At 44.7% G+C, this 217-nt stretch carries 1 pseudogene; it reads left to right on the top strand.

The annotated features are described in order from the left end of the window. A pseudogene (locus BHE89_RS03725) lies at positions 1-217 on the top strand (RNA-guided endonuclease TnpB family protein); the annotation flags it as partial.

Raw genomic sequence — 217 nt, 5'->3', positions numbered from 1 at the left:
AAAAACGCTTACCAGCGGCACGGCGTAAATTTAAACCCGCGTAAAGACCTTAAACCGCTGCTTGCAGTGGCGAAAAAAATCCCGCAGATATGGGTGGCTTAAAGAATATGACTCCATAGCATTGCAGCAGGCGGTGATTAACCTTGACGTGGCTTTCTCCAAACTTTTTTAATCCGAAACTAAAAGCCCGTTTTCCCACGTTTAAAAGTAAGCATGG

Origin of the sequence: Shigella sp. FC1967 (assembly GCF_001743005.1) — a bacterium.
Lineage (GTDB): Bacteria > Pseudomonadota > Gammaproteobacteria > Enterobacterales > Enterobacteriaceae > Proteus.
This window is presented reverse-complemented; position numbering and strand designations above follow the sequence as displayed.